We start from the raw sequence: 17,378 nt of genomic DNA, 5'->3' as shown, positions 1-17,378 counted from the left end.
GACTTAAAATATACAGCACACTACTGTGCCGTATATTTTTAGAGGGTTTTGTGCTGCGCAATCCGTTACTTTATCGCACCTGCTGTCATTCCTTTGATAAAATACTTACTCATAAATAAATAGAGAATCATCATCGGGAGGATTGCTACCGTTAATCCGGTAAAGAGGAGCGTCCAGTTGGCACTGTGTTGTCCGAAAAAAGTACTGAGACCGACCGGCAGGGTTTTGAGACTTCTGCTATGTAAAAAGACAAGCGGAAAAAAGAAGTCATTCCAAATAGGAACTGCATTGTAGATAGTTACCAACGCAATTCCCGGTGCAATGACCGGCATCATAATTTTACTGTAAATACTAAAATCATTGCATCCGTCTATCCGTGCCGCATATTCGAGGTCTACCGGAATAGCTTTAAAGAAACCGGAAAGGATAAATATCGTTGAAGGAATACCCATTGCAGTAAAAATCAAGATAACCGACAAAAAGTTATCCATAAGCCCAAGTTTTCTGATGATCATGAAAAGCGGTATAATAGCAGCTTTCAGCGGCAGCATGATACCGCTTAAAAAGATCATATACAGCAGGGTATTTCCTTTAAACACATATCGACTGATAGCGTACGATGCCATCGATCCGAACAGCAGAACCAATACCATAGAGGATACCGTTACGATGATGCTATTGATAAAGAAGGTACTGAATCCCATATCAATCCAAACCCGTTTATATGAAGAAAAATCGGGATTGGCCGGTAAGGCGAACGGGTGTTGGAGGATTTCCCGTGTAGGTTTTAACGAGGATATGACCATATTAAAAAGCGGATACGCAATCAAAATAACATAGACAATCATCAGTGTTAAAATAGCGCCGACTGCAAAGTTCTTTACTGGAGAGGCGGCAGTCTTAATGCGCAAATTCATGTTCATACCTGTGTCTCCTTTGCTTTTCCGATTGCGACGGATACGAGCGAAATACAAAAGGTCATAATATAGATGATAACGGCGATGGTACTTCCGATCCCGATTTCGGGGTTACCGGTATCTACCGAACCGAAAGCTGTGCGGTAAAAAAGCGTGCCGATGGTGTCGGTACTGTAGTTCGGTCCGCCGCCAAGGTCGGTCATGGTGTATATCTGTTCAAAAACATTTAAACTGCCGATGATGGTTAATACCGTGATAACCGTTATGGACGGAATGATGAGCGGGAATATGATTTTCCAAAATAAGCCCATCTCGCTGACGCCGTCTATGTACGCGGCTTCGATACAGCTTTGATCGATAGAGTCGATGGCTGCAAGGAACACGAGCGAAGGGAAGCCTACCCAGCGCCAAATATTGGTTGCGATGATGGCGAAGGTTGCGGTGTTTTCGTCACCGAGCCATGCCCGCCGGAGGGATGAGAGGTCGAGGAGGTTCAAAAAGCTATTGACCAGCCCATCGCTCTTTAAATACATACCCCACAAAAAACCGACCGCTACAATAGAAAAAAGTACCGGTATAAAGAATACCCGTTTAAAAAAGCCATGCCCCGCAATCTTTCTGCTTAATGCATATCCGAATAGCAGTCCGAGGCTGTTTTGAATGAGCATTGTACAGCAGAACCAGATACCGTTGTGTTTTAATGCATTCCAAAAGCGTTCATTATAGGGAAAGGTAAAAAACAACTTTTTAAAATTGCCCAATCCGGTAAATGAGCCGCGGAGCAGCTGATTCCAGTCAAAGAAACTGTTGAACAAGCTCATAAAAAGCGGCAACAAAATAAAAACGCTGACAATCAGCAGCGCCGGCGTTACGAAAAACGCGATCCATAAAAATTTACTTGTTTTTGATGTTATCATACTTTCTATCCGGAGCAATCACATCAGACTACTCTTCAATAGCCCCGCAGAATAATATAGGCTGTTCAACCTTTCCTTTTGAAAACAGACGGACATCTACTTCGTTATTTCACAAAAATTAGTCCTCGACGTACAAAAAGTACGCCTGCGGGTAATTTTTGTTCATGCCTCGTATCTGCCTCGTCTCTTTTCAAAAGGCTAACGCAAAAATTATTTTTTAACCATTAGCCCCAATTATTCTGCGATTTTTATCTATTGTGTCTGATGCGATTGCTCTGAGCGGCTATTCCTTTTTACTTTTGGAAGGGTTTATAATAGGTAGCGATACCTGTTTGTACGTTCTTACATGCTTGTTCTGCAGTTAACGTACCTGCCAAGTATCCCTGTCCTGCAGCCTGCCACAGCGCTGAACCGGTCGGCTGTTCATAGCGGAACGGAACGAGGAAAATATAGCTGGTACTGTTTTTCATCAGCGTGATGACCTTTCCGACGAAGGGATCCAACGAGGTATCTACACCAGGGGTAGAGCTGATCATTTTCAGATCGGAAATCAGCATATTGCCTACTTCCGGGGAACCGAGGAACTGCAAGAAGGTGAGCGCCGCTTCTTTATGTGCTGTTTTGGCATTGACTGCCCAGTTCATATCGGCATAGAAAGTAACGTACTGTTTGCCTGCCTTTGTGCCCGGTACGGGGAATGCATCGAATTGAAGGGAGGGATTGTTTGCTTTAAAAGTTCCCGCTTCATACGAACCGCCGATCATGTGTGCGGCCATTTCGTTCATAAAAGCGCCTTGAATATCGGTATAACCGACACCGGTGAACAATTCCGGCATATAGGGGCGTAATGCGCCGATTTTTTTGACCGCATCCACAAAACGGGGGTCTTCGAAGGTTGTTTTACCGGCAACGACTGCATCGAAAAAGTCGTTGGCTCCGTAAAAGTTGGGGCCGACGCCACCTAAAAGCGTTTCTACCGTCCATCCGTCTTTGGAACCGTTTGCAAGTGGGGTAATCTTGTTCTTCTTACAAACTTCAAGATTGGAAATGAATTCATCCCACGTCGCCGGAACCTTTAAACCAAGCTTTTTGTAGATATCTTTGTTGTAGTAACAGAAGATCGCTTGGCTTAATGCGGGCAAGCCGTACATTTTACCGTCTTTAATGCTCCGTGCACCCTGCTTTGCCGGTTCGGAGTAATCCTTTAGATTGGGGATAAGGCTGTCAAGTGCAAGGAGATACCCGCTGTCCGCAAGTGTCTGTAAACCGCCGTACGCTCTACCCATAAACACATCCGGTCCACCGCCGCCTTGCAGCGATGCGCTCACGATCGTGTTATACTCGGTATTTTTAATGGCGGTTTGCTTTACGGTGATGTTCGGATGCTTTTTTTCAAAGGCTTTAATCACCTTCTCGTAGAATTCCACATCCTCGGTACGCCATGTCCAAAATTCCAGCGTAACTTTTTCGCCGGATCCGCTGCTTTTTTCACTTGAACCCATGGCCGTTAATGCACACGGCGTCAAGAGAAAACATGCTGCCAAAGCTGCAATGATTTTGTTTTTCATCATTTGCCTCCTTTCTCACTATCAAAAATTTCTATATTAGCCGATTTAAAAAAATCGGTTAATAACCTTTTTAATACCGCTGTCCCACAACGGCCATTCATGCCCGCCGGTACTTTCTTCATAGAAATGCTCGATACCCTGTTCCTGTAAAAAACGGTGAAAGTCCCGATTAATATCGATGAAACCGTCGGAGGTGCCGCATTCAAGGGAGAGTTGCGGATAAGCCTTTCCCTGCATGAACTTTTTCATTTTGAGTACCGCATTTTTATATTCGCTTTCCATATTCTCTATACTGCCGAATATACCCTTCGCCCATTCAGGGGTAAAGACGGGATGTTCAGGCGAAAGCTGCTCCCTCGTCAAAAAAGCGGAGGAAATGCCCGCCGCCGCCCCAAAGTTATGCGGATATAAACACGCTGCCCGTATTGCCCCTGCGCCTCCCATCGAAAGCCCTGCGATAACGGTATCCTCCCGCTCCGCTGAAAGGCAAAACAACCTCCGTGTCAGCCGTATCAGCTCGTCCCCGACAAAGGCGCCATACTGCTGCCCGTGAAGTTTACCGTCGATATAAAACGCATTTTCCGCCGCCGGCATGACGACGGCAATATGTTTCTCCGTTGCGTAGCGGCGTATGTTTGTAAGCGTGAGCCAGTCCGTATGGCAGCCATACAGCCCGTGTAACAAATAAAGCGTTTTGAGCGGCTTGGTTTCTTTCACCTGCGGTCTTTGCCCGGAAGCATCGGGTGCGCTTTCTTCCGCCGGAATAATTGCGCACAGTGAAACCGGACGCATAAATGATTGTGCAAAAACTTCGGTATAAACAAGAGCCATCTTACTTTTTCTTATCCTAAAACTGCTTGCCTAAGAATATCATTTATTTTTGTTTGATATCCTTTTCCCGTTGCTTTCAACGCCGCAAGCACATCGCTATCTATCCTTAGATTATATTCTGTAGATACAGGAAGTGTCAATGTAAAAAATTCAAGTAAAAAATTCAAGGTGATAACGGCAAAGACACAAAGGGCATCTCTAAAAACTCGGTTAGGTTTTTAGCGGTTCCCTAAAAGCTTATAAACGCTGTTTGATTATTCGACTTTGTTCTTTATCCAATAATCGCAGTCTTCGTATCCTTCGGCAACGGTATGTTCCCTGTAAAGAGTGCCGCCGAAATGTTCCATCACCGCCTTATCCGTTTCGCAAAAATACGGCATCAATTCGCTGTATCCGTTCTTTTTTGCAAAATCGGCGATGGGGCATCCGAGCAAATGAATACTGATTCCTTCTTTGCGGTTTAGTGGGTTTATTTTCATTCCCCATGTATTGTTCCATGAGCCGTCTTCTTTGTGCTTATTCAATTTTCGTGCCCTGAGCGCAAAAAGCCCGTGAAAAAGTTTTTGCACGAGCCTGTTGTTGAGATTGAACCGCGAAAGCTGTCCACCTTTTTTATCGCCGATCATCATACCGTAACACATAGCCGTAATCTCATCAGGCGACATATTGCGGTTCATACATTCATAATACGCAAAGGCAGAGAGCGCACCATAAAAGTTTTTCGACATCGGATTGTCTTTACCGCCGATGCTCGGTGTATCATTTGCAAACTTTTCATAGGTTTCAATAATCGCTTGGTACTTCTTTCCCGCCTCATCCGGTTGGAATTTTTTATTCAGTTCATTCCTGATCCAATTCGCAGACATTTGCGGAATTTCAAAATTTGTTTTCATTGCCATCCTATTTCTCCTTGTGCATACACGCGCGATCATTCCCTCGTAAATAGCATATCTATCATTTTTGTATCTTCAAATTATACAATATTTTATACTTTTTTTCTATCTGTTAAAAACCTTCCTTATAATCTGTGAGCTTTTTATAACAACAATAGAAAAAAAGACTTAAAAATGATATACTCGGAAACCTTTTTATGGGATCCCCGCTACACAAGAACCGAAGATTTGATTAAAATCGCATAATAAGAGTGTACCTTGAACATTTATTTTTGTGCAGTAATGAAGTAGACGGTATGCATATTTTCAAAGGCCACTAATAGGAGATGATGGATTATAATGAAAGAAATTCCCGTAACGGAGCAGCGTAATCCTGCTTCATATCAAATCGATACGAAAAGTACGGCAGAAATTTTAACGATTATCAATAATGAAGATAAAAAAGTTCCCGAGGCGGTTTCGCAGGCGATTCCGCAATTGACGCGGCTGGTCGATTGCGCGGTTGAGGTGTTTCAAAAAGGCGGACGGCTGTTTTACCTCGGTGCGGGAACCTCCGGCCGTTTGGGGGTGTTGGACGCCTCAGAATGTCCGCCCACCTACGGCGTGTCCCCCGATATGGTGCAGGGCTTTATCGCAGGCGGGGATGCCGCGCTCCGTCGGTCTATCGAAGGCGCCGAGGATGATGAGAACCACGGTATCGATCAGCTGCGCGGCGCAGGTTTTTCTGCAGCCGATATGTTGGTCGGCATTACCGCCTCCGGCTCCGCGCCTTATGTGCTGGGAGCGCTCCGCTATGCCCGTTCGCTCGGTAGCCCGACCGGTGCAATAAGCTGCAATAAAGATTCACGCACCTTCGAGCTTGCCGATTATCCTATTTATCTGCCGGTCGGACCAGAAATCGTTACCGGCTCCACCCGGATGAAGTCCGGCACTGCACAAAAGCTCGCGCTGAATATGATTACCACCACCGCGATGATTCGGCTGGGAAAGGTATATAATAACTTTATGATTGATTTGATGCCGGTGAACGCAAAGCTGGTGGAACGGTCGAAACGGCTGATTAACGAGATTACCGGATGCGGGGAAGCGCGTGCCGCGCAGATATTTGAAGATTCCGGACGGAAGATACGGACGGCGGTAATTATGGCCTCGCTCGAGGTATCGAAAGAAGAAGCGGAAGCGCTGCTTAAGCAGGGGAACGGCAATATCAACAATGCGCTCGATGTGTATAAACGAGGGTAGCGGGGAGTTCGGGAAACGATGAAGCACTTATTTTTCGGGATCGACGGAGGGGGAACACAGTCCCGGCTCGGTATCTGTGATGAAACCGATCGGCTGATTGCGCAGGTAAAGGGCGGTTCTACCAACCGGTATGCGGTAGGCTTCGACGCAGCTTGCAATAATCTCCGCGAGTTGATTCAAAAACTGAAAACCGAAAGCGGTATCGACGTGCAAAACTGTGCTGCAGGCTGCTTTGCTTCCGCCGGTATGAGCACGGAACAAGAGACCGAAGATTTTCGCCGTTTTTTTACCGACGAAGGAATCCGCTGTCCTCTATATCTCTGCAACGATGCACTGGCAGCGCTTGCAGGCGGTACCGGAACGGCGGAAGGCATTATCGTAGTGAGCGGCACCGGCTCTATTGCCGCCGGATTAGATAAGAACGGGAGAACCGCCCGCGCCGGTGGGCTTGGCCATTTGATTGGGGACGAAGGTTCCGGCTTTAAGATAGGATTGGACGGGATTAAAGCCGCCGCCGCCGCTTTGGAACGGCGCGGAGGGAACACTCTATTGGCTCCGATGCTGTTTAACCATTACGGTGTCAACACCATACGGGAATTATTCCCCTTTTTGTATACAAACTTTGATAAATCGCGGGTGGCCTCTTTTTCGCCCTGTGTATTTCAGGCGGCGCAGCAATCGGATGCAGTTGCGGCACGTATTCTGGAAACCGCCGCTCAAGACCTGTCGCTCCTTGCCCGCAGCGTATACGGCGCTCTCTTCGACGGAGCGGAGGCGGAATTGGTATTCTCGGGCGGCATTTTGGAACATCAAGCCTCTTTTGCAAAACTGACCGCTGCCTATATCTGTGATGCGTTGCCGCAGGTGCGAATTATCCGCCGCCGTTTTGAGCCGGTAGTCGGTGCGTGTATTCTTGCCCGGCTTGGCAGATATTAAATTTCAGTGTCAATTGCATTGGAAATATTGTAAGTATTTACCTTTCTTTTTTGAGTAATATGAGTTAGAATAGAAAAATACTGCTTTTGTAGCCGTTTCGAATTCTGCCGGAGTTTTACATGAAAAAAGTTGTGCGGATAGTTATTCTCTCAGTTTTGGCGTTTTGCCTTTCCATAGCCTGTAAAAACTACACGGCAGATATTGAAGATTATTTAAGCTATTGGTCAGCCGGTGTATCGATTATAGATTTTCCTTTTGACCTGAAAGTGCAAACCGATGACGAAGGTATGCAATGCGTTTCCTCCACAGAAAACGTAATCCTTACATTTACCGTACGTAATCCTAAAAATTTAGATTTAAAAATGCCGGGAGATTCCGATGCTCCTGCCGATATTATCTCATTTCCTTATATTCCGGATGCCCCCGGTAAAAGCGCTGCCACACCGCAATTCGGCAAAGATTATACGTTTGAGAAAATTTCAAATACCGAGCTGAAGCTTACCTATACAGCGAGCTTTTTGAAGCAGTATGAATGGGGCAAGGGAGATATAACTCCTTCTATTATACTTTATACCACGGACGGCAGAGTGTTTAAGCAAAACATTCCGTTTAAGCTCAAAGTAAATACTCCTCCTCCGGCTATTCAAAAATGTATTATTGGACAGACAAAAACCGCTTCCTCTTCCGAAACTTCTTATTATGTTCTGTGCTTGCAGCTGCCGTCCACCGAAATGAACCGAGAATTCAACGGCAGTCTTTTGCATAAGGATATTGCCGGTATTGAAATCAACGGAACAATATATCGTCTTTCGGTAAATGAGGCGCAACATACATTTATCAAACCTAAAGATACTGCTTTTTTAGCTGTAACGGATGTAGAGAAACTTGAAGCCAATGCGAAGGATATTCCTTCCGATTGGACGCTGTATTTTAAAACCGATGTTGCAGCAAAGCCGGATAGTTCCAAAAAAGAGTATACGGTTAAATTAAAGGACGCAAAAGGTTTGATGTCACCGGCGTTTAAAGCGGCTACCAAACCGAATACTCTGCAGCAGGAAACGCGGACTGTAACCTTTAATCTTGCAGGCGGAAATATCGGCGGCAATACACATGCTATCACCATGACTGGTGTGTCGGGAACACCGTTGACGCAACCTCCAAATCCTACTAAAGATGGCTATACCTTCAACGGCTGGACACCTGCACTGTCTGCATCCCCGACATTCCCTGCAGCAAATATGACATACACTGCGCAGTGGACGCCAAAGACCTATACCGTAACATTTAAAGTAGACGGTGGACATGGCTCTCTAAAAGGCACACATAATGGCACATCTAAGGTAGCGAGCGGTTCAGATGAGCTGAAATTTGAATCCGTTCCGCATAATAGTACGATCACCTTTACCGCAACGCCGGCAAATACAACTCTCTATAAGGTTGGGGATTGGACTTGTTCATCTTCGACAGGCTTTACGGGCGGAAGCGGACAGTCAATTGCTTCGCTTACAGTAACGTCAAATACAAGTGTGAGTGTGCAGTTTGTACCTCTTAATACTTTAACCCTAACTGAGCTTAAAATACACGGTCAAAATGCTTCGACCGGTTCCGTTACCCTGCCGTATACCATAACTCAAGTGGCGCAAAGCAATATCAACCTTGAGTTTGACGGACACCCAGGGATGTCGTTTACCGTAACTCCTGCATTGCCGCTGGCCTTAACGCCGGGAACGCCTCAAAATATTACCATAAAAGTTGCGGCAAGTCCGGGGAATTATCCTGCATGGGAAAAAACGGTACGTATAACCCGCGCAAAAAACAATGTTGCAGCCTTACAGAGCTTTAAGCTTAACGGAGAAGCTAAAACTGCGCCTTTTACTACCGAATACACGGTAGATTCCGGCACGGCAACAGTAACGGACTTTACCTTTGGTGCCGGTAGTGATGGAGCAATCGCGACTGTTAGTCCAGCAGACAACAATATCCCCATAGGTACCGGAAAAAGTTTTACCATCACGGTAACAGCTCAAGACGATACTGTAAAACAGACTATAATGTTTACGGTAAAGCGCCGAACCTACAACGTAGTCTACAGTGTAGACGGTGGTGTAGGTGGCACGATTCAAGCCAATTCAGGCAGTCCGATAACAACGAACAGTAGCATTTCGGTCGAGTACGACGGAAGCGTAACCTTTACCGCAACGCCGAGTGGTGGTTGGGAAGTAGAAAAATGGATGCTTGATGGCAATGAAGTCCCCGGCCATACAAATACGAGTTATACTCTTTCCAATGTAACCGGCAATAAAAACGTAAAGGTGAAGTTTAAGAAAAAGCAAGGTATAATAGACGGCAATACGGAGACCCATGCATGGAAAGAATTATGCGAGCGGGTTGCCGCTGCCGATGACGGCGCTGTTATCATGGTAAAAAATATAATAGCAGCTTCCTCCGCCGCCGGTAACAACGGTGAAATTGTCATAAATAAGAATATTACCATTCAAGGTACAAATAAGACTTCCGAAAAACTGGATGCCGGATCGTTCAGCCGTATTTTCCGTGTAAAAGACGGTAAAACCCTTACGCTTCAAAACATAACGCTTACGGGGGGCAATACCCAACATGAACAAGGTGATAAAAATGGCGGCAGCGTGTATATAGAAAACGGTTCGTGTACGATGGACAATGTACTTGTCGTTGAATGTACTGCGGATGCAGGCGGCGCCGTGTATGTTAAAGACGGTACTTTCAGCATATCCGGTAGTACTCGTATTACCCCTTCAACCGGAGAATATGAACAGACCGCCGGTAAGAACGATGTGTATCTAAAGGGTGGAAAGCTTATCACGGTAACCGGCACTTTAACCGGAACTACTCCTATCGCTCGTATTACACCGGAAAGCTATCCGACAGGCAGCACTGCGGTTAAGGTTCTCGATGGTGCTGCTGTTAATACGCAACATTCAAAGTTTACGGTAACCGACCAAGCCGGTATGCCTTCTAAAAAATGGAAGATAAACGCTTCCGGCGAGCTTGAGGCAGTTGGCGGTCAGAGTCCGGCAATAGAGGCAACTAGTTGGGAAGACTTACGGACTAAAGTGCAAAGTGCTTCCGACGGCACCGTTATCGAAGTAACACAGGATATTACGTATAAAGGGAACAGCTCTGAATCTACAATAACGATAAATAAGAATATCACCATAAAGTCAAAAGGCGGCGATACGTATACTCTGAACGCAGATTGTACGGGAACTGTTCCTACTTATGCTTCAAAGGTTAAAAGTATTTTTAAGGTTACGAGCGGTAAGTCATTAATACTTGAAAACGTAACGCTCAGCAATGCTAAACAATATGCCGTCTCTGTTGCGGAGAATGGTTCCCTTATGATGACGAAGGTAACGATTAAGGATTGCGAGACCCAAGATCAGGCAGCCGGTATTTATTTTGAGAAAGGACGGAATCTAACGCTTACCCGCTGTACAATTGCAAAGTGTAAGGGAACAGGTTCCGCTTCTTCCGGCGGTATGTATATTCAGGAACCGATGGGAACGGTGAGTATAAAAAATACGGAAATTAAAAATTGTGAAGCACAACACGATGGAGGCGGTATACGTCTTAGTCAAGCGAACTGTACGTTGGAGAATGTGAATATTCAAGAATGCAGTGCTGCTAACGGAGGAGGAATTTATAATAGAGGTAGCACTCTTACGATAACGGGAGGTTCTTTTATAAAGAATAAGGTATTAGGTTCAGGTGCAAATCGTCAAGGCGGTGCAATCTATAGCGAAGGCGGTAGTCTTACCTTAGACGGATTTACGATCGGCGGGGATAATCAGGAAGACGGTAATACGGCAAAAAAGGGAGGAGGTATCTACCTTAAAAATGTGGTAGTAACAATGCAATCTGTAAAGGTAAAAAATAATAAGGCGCTGACCCAAGGTGGCGGTATCTATCTTGCAGACGGAGAGCTTAAGATACCCAACGGTACTACTATCGCCGATAATAGTGCCACCGACAACACTGCTGGCAACCATAACAGCGAGGCCGGTGGCGGAATTTATGTTGAAAAAGGAACGCTTACGTTGAATGGAGGTATTATCTCCGGTAACAGTGCCAATGCTAATAAGGGCGGTGGCGTTTATCTTAAAGCAGGAACATTTACAATGAATTCGGGAGAAATTAAAAATTGTTCTGCAAAATACGGCGGAGGAGTTTCTCTTGCCGGTACGAGCACCTTTACGATGACCGGAGGAACTATCACAGGTTGTAAGGCAGACGTCGAAGGAGGAAAGGGCGGCGGTATTTATACAGAACTAAAGACAAAGCTGACTTTAGAAGGGGCTGCTAGCAATCCGGTCGTTATTTCCAACTGTACGGCAAAAGAGACCGGCGGTGGTATGCATATTTATACGCAGAATACGGTAACAGTCAAAAATGCTCGTATTGAAGGAAACTCTGCAAATAGCGGCGGTGGTGTGTATTTAGAGCAAGGGACATTTACTATTGCCGGCAGTACCCGTATTACTCCTTCAACTGAAACAACAGCTGGAAAGAATGATGTTTTCCTAGAAGAGGGAAAGTTTATCACAATAGAAGGAACTTTAACTGAAACAGGAACCGTTGCACGTATTACGCCCAAAAAATATGAGAACGGGGTAAAAGTTCTCCAAGCGTCTTCTACGGAGTGTGCTAAATTTACGGTAACGCCGAAAGGCACGGAAATATGGTCAATAAATAATAATGATGGGACTTTGAAGAAACCGTGATGCAACCGCCTCGTAAATTGCTTCTTTGCATTTTCTTGCAATTCCGTGTATAATGCGGTGGCCATGGTGAGTATGGAAACGGAAGCGTGTGAAGTATTATATCGGTTTTTTAGAACCGCATCTGAATATATTGAAGGATACCGCAGCGATGCGCCGTATCCCGAATCGTTTGCATTTGCCGGAGATTCAACGGCTCTTGTTGCGACAACCGGCGCTGCGGTGAATGCAGTTTCCGTTGAAACCGGTTCTGCGGAGATTGTAGGCACCGTAACCGGCGCTTCTGCTGCGGTTTCGGCAGGGAGCGGCGCGCCGTTCGGGTCGATGCAGGAGATTTACGCTGCGGTTGCACAGTGCTCCGCCTGTGTATTGGGGCAAACCCGTACTCATCCGGTGGCGGGGGAAGGCCCCGAAGAGCTTTCCCGCCTGACCAATTCCGTTGAGGTGATGGTAATCGGCGAGGGGCCGGGCGCTGACGAAGACCGGCAGGGCAGACCCTTTGTCGGCAGGGCGGGACAGCTCCTCGACAAGATGTTGGAGGCTATTCAGCTTTCACGTAAGACTAACTGCTATATCACTAATGTGGTTAAATGCCGCCCGCCTCAGAACCGCGATCCTGCGCCGGAGGAACGGAGCTGCTGTGCCGCCTTTTTGGATGCGCAAATACGGCTGCTCCGCCCTAAGATGATTCTGGTGATGGGGCGCATTGCCGCACAGCATTTGCTGCAAACCTCCGACGGTATCGGAAAGCTGCGGGGGCGTTTCTTCGACTATCAGGGGATACCGTTAATGCCCACCTATCATCCGAGCGCGCTGCTTCGAGACGAAAGCCTTAAACGCCCCGCATGGGAAGACCTCAAGCGATTCCGCGCCCGTCTGCACGAACTTCAGGCACAAGGCTAATCTATGGCGCAGTGGCTTGAGCTTGTCTTTAAACTTCCTTTATATCAATCATTTTTTTACCGGAATACCGCCGCTGGGGACGGACAACAATCTTTGGCCGGCAGGCGGGCTGCGGTTCGATTCGGCTCGCGCAAGCTCGTCGGCTTTATCGTTGCGGAATATGAAACGCTGCCCAAGAGCTGCCCCTTTGCGGAAGCCGACATAAAGCCGATCGACCGCATCATCGATGCGGAACCGCTTTTCACCGATGAGCAGGCGGCGCTTGCCCGCTGGATGTCCCGCTTTTATATCTGCGCCGAGGGGATTGCGCTGTCTGCGATGCTGCCCTCCGGTAAACGTGAAGCGGGGGAGCTGAATACCGACGGGATCGAATTCGCCGGAACCGATTTTTCCGCCTCGGCACTTACGCTTTCGGATGAACAACGTTCCGCCGTAGAAGCGATTTCCGGCTGCACCGGCGGCGAGTTCTTCTATGTGTACGGTATTACCGGTTCCGGTAAAACCGAGGTCTTTTTGCAGGCCGCCTCGCGTGCGCTTGTTGCCGGAAAATCGGTTATCTATCTGGTACCCGAAATCACGCTGAGCCATCAGGTTGCGGAAACCGTCAAAAAGCGTTTCGGCGACCGCTGCGCGGTGCTCCATTCGGGACTGACCGGCAGCAAGCGGCTTGCGGAATGGCGGCGTATTGCGCGAGGCGAGGCGCAGATTGTCGTCGGAGTACGCAGCGCCATATTCGCCCCCGTCCGTGATTTGGGACTCATCATCATCGACGAGGAACACGACGGTTCGTATAAGTCGGGTTTTGCGCCCCGCTACCACGCGCGGCAGGTTGCGATGTACCTTTGCAAAAAACACGGCTGCCCGCTGGTGATGGGTTCGGCAACGCCGTCGGTAGAGGCATGGCATTTGATGAAAACCGGCACAATCCGTACTCTGCGGCTGAGCGAGCGGCTTTCCGGCGGGGCGCTGCCCCATATCCGCATCGAATCGCTGTTGCATACGGCCGGAGCGTTAAGCACTGCGCTGATCGATGAAATGCGCCGCACCAAAACCCAAGGAAAACAGACCATTCTCTTTTTGAACCGCCGCGGGTTCTCCCATTTCTTTAAGTGTAAGAACTGCGGACACGAACTCTTGTGTAAAAACTGTTCGGTGCCGCTCACCTTTCATAAAAGCGAGGGGTTGATGAAGTGCCACTACTGCGGATGGACGGCAAAGCCGCCGAGCGCCTGCCCCGAATGCGGCTCCATCGAGGCAGGCTACACGAGCATTGGTACGGAATATATTGAAGAACAGGTACGGAAAACCTTTCCCGACTGCACCGTTCAGCGTATCGATACCGATGTGCTGCAAAAAAACAAGCAGGCGGTTCAGATCTTAAATAACTTTCGGGACGGCGCCGTCGATATTTTGCTCGGCACGCAGATGATTGCCAAAGGCTTAAACTTTCCCGGCGTGCGGTTAGTCGGAATTGCGCTTGCCGACACCGGCTTGCAGATGCCCGATTTTAGAGCCGCCGAGCGCACTTTTTCGCTCATCATGCAGGTAGCGGGCAGGGCAGGGCGGTATGTTCCGGACGGGGAGGTTATCATTCAAACCTATAATCCCTATCACCCTGCAATTGTCTGTGCGCAACACAACGATGTGGAAGGTTTTTATAGGCAGGAGCTGCAGCAGCGTCAGGCGTTGGAATTTCCTCCCTTTGCCCGTCTTATCCGGCTGGTGTTCCGCAGTAAAGATCAACACAAAGCGGAAGAAGCCGCTTTTGGCGCACGGGAGCTTTTACCGCAGCTGTTTCCGCCTGATGCTGCGGAAAGCATAGAAATACTTGGCCCGTCCGACTGTATGCTTTCACTTGTAGCGGGCAATCACCGGATGCAGCTGCTGTTGCGCGCCGAAACGCTTGCACCGATGCAAAAAGCCGTCTACCGGTTTATCACCGAATACAAAGCGGCTGTGGGTGTGTATATCGAAACGGATGTCGATCCGGTCGGTTTATTGTGAGGCAGCAATATGCAGTTGAGGGGGATGGTATGCAGCAGAATATAACGATGTTTAAAACACAGCCTTTTGTTTCCGAAAAGGTTTGGGGATATGAGCGGTGGATTGTCTCCGTTCATCCGGCGGGGCAGTCTCTTGTGGATGATGCAACGCCGCAGATAGGAGGAACATCGCTTGATGCTATGGCCGGCGCTTCGTATCCGCTTTTGATTAAAATCATTCAGGCGAACGAAACGCTTTCGGTGCAGGTGCATCCCGACGATGACTATGCGCGCCTCCACGAACACAGCGCCGGTAAAACCGAGTGCTGGTATGTGCTCGATGCGGTGCCCGATGCAAAGATTATTTACGGATTGCAGAAGGATTACAACCGCAGCGAGCTGGAAACGGCCATTCGGGATAATACGATTGAGCACTGTCTCCGCTCCGTTCCCGTCTCGAAGGGAGATTTTATCTTTATCCCTGCCGGAACCGTCCATGCGATACAAGGCGGCTTGCGGCTTTTAGAGGTGCAGCAGTCAAGCGATATAACCTACCGGCTCTATGACTGGGGGCGTCCCCGTGAGGTGCATGTACAAAAAGGGCTCGATGTATTGCGGTACTTACCTGAGTCGGCGCTGACACCGGAACATCCTTTTAGCGGAAAATCGGTATGTCCGTATTTCAGGCTTGAAAAAAAAGATTTTTCCACTACGGAGACTATTTCGTTTTCAGCATTTGATACCCCTGCTGCAAAAACCGGATGGTGCAGCCTCTTTATCATCGCCGGAAGCGGTACGCTTGAAATTGCGGAAAACAGCATACTTGAAACTGCCGGAGCGCCATCTTTGCAGGTAAGGGCTGAGGACTGTATCATGGTGCGGCGGGAATCTACCGTTTCGGTTATTCCAAATCAAGGCTCGCCTCTTTCGATTATGCTGATGGGGTAGTAGCAATTGAACGGATGCATCGTATAACCGGCAAGGAATCCCATCTTGTATCAGGATAACCGCATTAAAAATATTTTCCGCGGGGTTACTAAAAAAACGGCCTGATGCATTTACCCCGATAAAACAATGTTGACAGAATGAATATCAAAGTTGATAATCATTGTTAAGAAAAAAAGAGAAGTTCGCCGGTTAATCGATGTCGGTAAAAATCGGCAGCTTCATGTAAAGGACGGTCTATATGAAAATGTTTTGGGTACGAATGAGTCTTTTGGCATTAAAGGTGATCGGCGGAATTGTAGGTGTTGCTGCCCTATTGTTCATAATTTTATTACTGTTTATTACAATAACTGAGTATCGCCCTGACGCTCAAGAGCCTGCTGAAGTCATAGGAGAAGCTGCCCTTACGAAAGAAACCGTTGCGCTTGGAAAACCGATCGATATTGTCAGTTGGAATATCGGCTATTGCGGACTTGGTGCTGGACAGGATTTCTTTATGGATGGCGGTACTATGGTACGCCCTTCGGACAAAAAAGAGGTGGAAAAAAACCTTGCCGGAGTTATCGAGACGCTGAAACGATATCCTTCTGATTTTTATTTTATTCAAGAAATGGATAAGTCCTCAAAGCGTTCTTATTATATCGATCAAACGGCGGCACTTGCTGACTCGCTCGGTACAGCGCTTACCTATACCTATAATTTTAAGGTCTCGTATGTTCCGTATCCTCTTCCTCCAATCGGGAAGGTAGCGAGCGGAGTTGGCCTTTTTACGCGGTATCCCTTTACGGACGCCTATCGTTTTGCGTTGCCGGTGCCGTTCAAGTGGCCGGTCAGAACGGTTAATTTAAAACGCTGTATGCTGATAAGCCGTTTCCCGCTCGAATCGGGCAGGGAGTTGGTAACTGCGGTGTTGCATCTGGAAGCGTACGATGACGGAGAAGGCAAAATTGCTCAAACCAATGCGCTTATCGATTTTGTCCGTGCCGAATATCAAGCGGGAAACTACGTCATCGCGGGCGGTGATTTTAACCAAACCTTCCCGGGCACACAGGCTCGTTATCCTCTTTACGATGAGTTTTGGAGGCCGGGCGCAATCAGCGGAGGTTCATTGCCGGAGGGGTGGCAGTTTGCCGTCGATGACAGGGTTCCTTCATGCCGTCTTAACAATGCACCGTATACGCCTGCGCTTACCGACGAAAATATCCGTAACAAGTGGCCGTACTACGTTATCGACGGCTTTATCGTTTCTCCGAATATCTCTGTTGTGTCGGTCGAGACACTCGACGAATCCTTCCGCTATGCCGACCATAATCCGGTAAAGCTGCGTGTCGTCTTGAATCCCTAATGCCGTAGAGAGGACGGGGTATTAAAGGGTATCCCAAAAATAAGATTTTGGGATATTCCCTAAACTATCCTCATAGATAAAGATCTTCCTTTTCTTTTGCAAAATTGCCCATTGTCGGATATACTATAAGTATTGCAGATGC

At 47.5% G+C, this 17,378-nt stretch carries 13 protein-coding genes; 7 read left to right on the top strand and 6 right to left on the bottom strand.

The genetic code is table 11. The annotated features are described in order from the left end of the window. Positions 1–65: 65 nt before the first annotated feature. From E4N66_RS08090 to E4N66_RS08065, 6 genes are all read right to left on the bottom strand, one after another. A complete protein-coding gene (locus tag E4N66_RS08090) occupies positions 66–923 on the bottom strand; it encodes a carbohydrate ABC transporter permease (RefSeq protein ID WP_044012839.1) in 858 nt (285 codons plus the stop codon). Beyond that, positions 920–1,834 carry a carbohydrate ABC transporter permease gene (locus tag E4N66_RS08085; RefSeq protein WP_253727603.1) on the bottom strand — a complete coding sequence of 305 codons (915 nt, stop codon included), beginning with the start codon at positions 1,832–1,834 and terminating at the stop codon, positions 920–922. The genes E4N66_RS08090 and E4N66_RS08085 overlap by 4 nt, the downstream gene beginning before the upstream one ends. Positions 1,835–2,127: 293 nt before the next feature. Beyond that, entirely contained in the window at positions 2,128–3,405 is a 1,278-nt protein-coding gene (locus tag E4N66_RS08080) for an ABC transporter substrate-binding protein (protein WP_044012834.1), read from the bottom strand. 42 nt (positions 3,406–3,447) lie between these two features. Further along, positions 3,448–4,233 (bottom strand): alpha/beta hydrolase, encoded by a 786-nt coding sequence (locus tag E4N66_RS08075; protein WP_253727602.1) that lies wholly within the window; start codon positions 4,231–4,233, stop codon positions 3,448–3,450. Between the two features lie 11 nt (positions 4,234–4,244). Continuing rightward, complete coding sequence (locus E4N66_RS08070; RefSeq protein WP_235619815.1) at positions 4,245–4,325, bottom strand: BrnA antitoxin family protein; 81 nt, start codon at positions 4,323–4,325, stop codon at positions 4,245–4,247. Positions 4,326–4,487: 162 nt separating this feature from the next. Then, positions 4,488–5,132, bottom strand: a complete 645-nt coding sequence (locus tag E4N66_RS08065; protein WP_253727601.1) for an L-2-amino-thiazoline-4-carboxylic acid hydrolase — start codon at positions 5,130–5,132, stop codon at positions 4,488–4,490. Between the two features lie 333 nt (positions 5,133–5,465). Between E4N66_RS08065 and murQ the strand changes: the two genes are divergently transcribed. The 7 genes from murQ (at position 5,466) to E4N66_RS08030 (ending at position 17,236) form a co-directional block, all read left to right on the top strand. Further along, a complete protein-coding gene (gene murQ / locus E4N66_RS08060) occupies positions 5,466–6,368 on the top strand; it encodes an N-acetylmuramic acid 6-phosphate etherase (protein WP_253727600.1) in 903 nt (300 codons plus the stop codon). Positions 6,369–6,386: 18 nt separating this feature from the next. Continuing rightward, positions 6,387–7,304 carry an N-acetylglucosamine kinase gene (locus E4N66_RS08055; protein WP_044012823.1) on the top strand — a complete coding sequence of 306 codons (918 nt, stop codon included), beginning with the start codon at positions 6,387–6,389 and terminating at the stop codon, positions 7,302–7,304. Positions 7,305–7,423: 119 nt separating this feature from the next. Next, positions 7,424–12,064: an InlB B-repeat-containing protein gene (locus E4N66_RS08050; protein ID WP_253727599.1), complete on the top strand. Its 4,641-nt coding sequence runs from the start codon at positions 7,424–7,426 to the stop codon at positions 12,062–12,064. A 72-nt stretch (positions 12,065–12,136) separates the two neighbouring features. After that, positions 12,137–12,964: a uracil-DNA glycosylase gene (locus E4N66_RS08045; protein WP_253729442.1), complete on the top strand. Its 828-nt coding sequence runs from the start codon at positions 12,137–12,139 to the stop codon at positions 12,962–12,964. 3 nt (positions 12,965–12,967) lie between these two features. Next, positions 12,968–14,968, top strand: coding sequence for a replication restart helicase PriA (gene priA, locus E4N66_RS08040; protein ID WP_253727598.1), 2,001 nt, complete (start codon positions 12,968–12,970; stop codon positions 14,966–14,968). Between the two features lie 29 nt (positions 14,969–14,997). Continuing rightward, positions 14,998–15,894, top strand: coding sequence for a type I phosphomannose isomerase catalytic subunit (locus E4N66_RS08035; protein ID WP_253727597.1), 897 nt, complete (start codon positions 14,998–15,000; stop codon positions 15,892–15,894). Positions 15,895–16,132: 238 nt separating this feature from the next. Next, complete coding sequence (locus tag E4N66_RS08030; RefSeq protein ID WP_253727596.1) at positions 16,133–17,236, top strand: endonuclease/exonuclease/phosphatase family protein; 1,104 nt, start codon at positions 16,133–16,135, stop codon at positions 17,234–17,236. The last annotated feature ends 142 nt before the right edge of the window (positions 17,237–17,378 follow it).

Source organism: Treponema sp. OMZ 857 (assembly GCF_024181085.1).
In the GTDB taxonomy this organism is placed as follows: domain Bacteria; phylum Spirochaetota; class Spirochaetia; order Treponematales; family Treponemataceae; genus Treponema.
Note: the sequence above shows the minus strand (reverse complement) of the source record. Positions and strands in the feature narration are given on the sequence as shown.